The organism is Leisingera sp. F5 (assembly GCF_001593695.1).
Genome location: NZ_LUKH01000486.1, coordinates 1 through 2283, shown reverse-complemented (window position 1 = coordinate 2283; position 2283 = coordinate 1). Strand labels below are relative to the sequence as shown.

Annotated in this window: 2 protein-coding genes, 1 tRNA gene and 1 pseudogene; all 4 read right to left on the bottom strand. The window is 55.4% G+C overall.

Features of this window, described 5'->3' with window-relative positions; all coding sequences use genetic code 11:
* Positions 1-247 (bottom strand): annotated as a pseudogene (locus A2I95_RS32270) (transposase); the annotation flags it as partial.
* A 173-nt stretch (positions 248-420) separates the two neighbouring features.
* A complete protein-coding gene (locus A2I95_RS32265) occupies positions 421-1458 on the bottom strand; it encodes a calcium-binding protein (protein WP_291736397.1) in 1038 nt (345 codons plus the stop codon).
* Between the two features lie 359 nt (positions 1459-1817).
* Positions 1818-1894 (bottom strand) — tRNA-Met (locus A2I95_RS32260).
* A 192-nt stretch (positions 1895-2086) separates the two neighbouring features.
* Positions 2087-2283: PaaX family transcriptional regulator C-terminal domain-containing protein (locus A2I95_RS32255; RefSeq protein ID WP_291736395.1), on the bottom strand; the 197-nt coding region annotated here is incomplete at its 5' end.

The window sequence follows — 2283 nt, the reverse complement described above, 5'->3', positions numbered from 1 at the left end:
CCGCAGCAGGCTTTCAACGAACCCGGTTCGTCTGCCGAAGCGGCATCCCGAACAACACCTTCAAGGTCAGACAGGCCTGGATCGCCGCATCGCTGAATTGCGGGTGCCGGCCGCGTTTGCCAGCCGGTCGAGGTGTCCAGATCATCTCAGGATCAAACCAGATCGACAGCGATCCACGCTGCCTCAAGCTGTCATTGCAAGACGGCCAGTTCGTGGTCTTATACTTCGTAGGGGCCCAGCTGCTCATGCGCTCCAGCTATCACGCTGGATTCACAACATGAATCCCCTCAGTTCATTTGTGCAACAAAGCAGTCTGGATCTGTTGAGTGTCGTTCATGGTGCGCCCAAACAAATTGAACTCGCGGCTTGGCGCCGCGAGTTCAGTGTTTTCTAATGCCGAGAAGCGGAGGGCATCAGGAGTTAGAAAATGAAATCGCCTTGGTCCAAATCGGAAATTTCGATTCCGTTCAAACGCATTGCATCGCCATCATCGTCTGTGATCACAACGCCTTTCGAGCCTTGGCGGACGTGGTTGGAGATGAGATCGTCGAAATCGCTGATGCCGCTGGCTTTGCGTAAGTCCACTTGATCTCTGCCGCCGAAATCCACCACTAGGTCAAACCCTGATGAGAAGATAAAGTCATCGGCACCGCTGTTTCCAATCAGCTTGTCGTTGCCTGTGCCGCCATTCAGTTTGTCGTTGCCGCCGCCGCCTTTCAGCAGGTCTTTGCCGCTGCCGCCGAAGAGTTTGTCGCGTCCGCCTCCTCCTTTCAGGACGTCCCTGCCGGCCCCGCCGATCAACTTATCATTGCCGCTATTCCCAAATAGCCTGTCGTGCCCTCCCTGCCCTTGTAAGACGTCGCTGCCGCTATTGCCGGATAGGGTATCATTTCCGGAACCACCTTTTACCACATCACTGCCAGCGCCCGCGTTGATGATGTCATCGTCAGCTGTGCCAATGATGAAATCGTCACGGTTAGTACCTGTGATCACGTCGTCCTCAGGTCCGTCGTTCTCAAAAATCGAGTTGATAAACGCCGTGTCGTCCGCAGTTGAGGCGCTGGTCCATACGGCGTAGAAGTCGGCTGCCGAAACACCTTCAAGGTCGACAGCGCCAACCAGAACCTGCTCATGAGCGTTCATGATGACGATGGCTTCTATGTCGCCGGACGTTGGTACTCCTGCGGATTCGAACTCCATATTGCTACCGAGGATGACAAGTTTGCGGTTCCAACCGTCGTTGCTGACCAGGCCGTCCGCAGCGGATTCGGCATCATAGTAGTTGAACACGGCACCCTCCCAATATGCGGTCCCGTCTACGGTCATCACTGGGTCATCGGTGCCAGGGGGGATAGCGCCGCCGAAGGTGCTTACCAGATTTCCTTTGACGAAGTTAAAATCACCGCCCTGGATGTCGGATTGTAGAGTTTGGCCAGGGAGAGTGGAGATGTCGCGCATTGTATATCCATTTCTGTAGTATATGTTTGAATCCAATGGGTTGCGTCATTGTAGGTGCATGGGGTATATGCCTGCGGTTGTAAAGTGTGGAAAACCTCCACCAAGTGCCGTGTTCCCGGTAGCGCGAAATTCTCAATTCCAAATGTTGTTAGCTGCTCGCAGCGCGTCGAATGCAACGAGTTGCAGGCCAAAGGTTCCAACCGGGCAGCAAATAAAGGCTGTCATTCCGGAAGGACAGGCACACGAACCCCGGATACAATCCCGCCGCCGGGTTGCAGTCCCATTGCAGTCCCGGCGGAAAACTCGCAGGGAGGATATTATCCACTGAACTCAATAGCCTGATTTTTATGGGGGAAGGGTGGTAGCGGAGGAGGGACTTGAACCCCCGACACGCGGATTATGATTCCGCTGCTCTAACCAACTGAGCTACTCCGCCGCTCTGTGTGGACGCGATTTACGGAATGCGGCTCGCCGGGTCAAGCAGAAAAGGGGGAGAATAACGGATTCTTCGGACATTTTTCAAACCACGTGAAAAAGCGCCTTAACTTCAAACATTTGCGGGTTCTTTTTTGTCCGGGGAACCCTTCACAACCACTGTCGCGGGAGCGAGGGCTGCCGGCAGCACGGTTTATTCGGACAGGCTGTCGAACTCTGCCAGATCCGGGCGGGGCAGTTTGTCCAGCAGGGCAAACACCAGCGTGCGGCAGGTCTCGCCGGTCCAGTTTTCAGGATGGAAGCCGGAGGGCAAATCCGGGTGGCGCAGAACGACGCGGCGCCAGCGGTGTACGATTAAGGTGCGCAGAGTGCCGGTTTGAGCCGGAGTCA

Coding starts and splice junctions, on each gene's coding strand:
- A2I95_RS32265 (WP_291736397.1), bottom strand. CDS start 1,458: ATGCGCGACATCTCCACTCTCCCTGGCCAAACTCTACAATCCGACATC.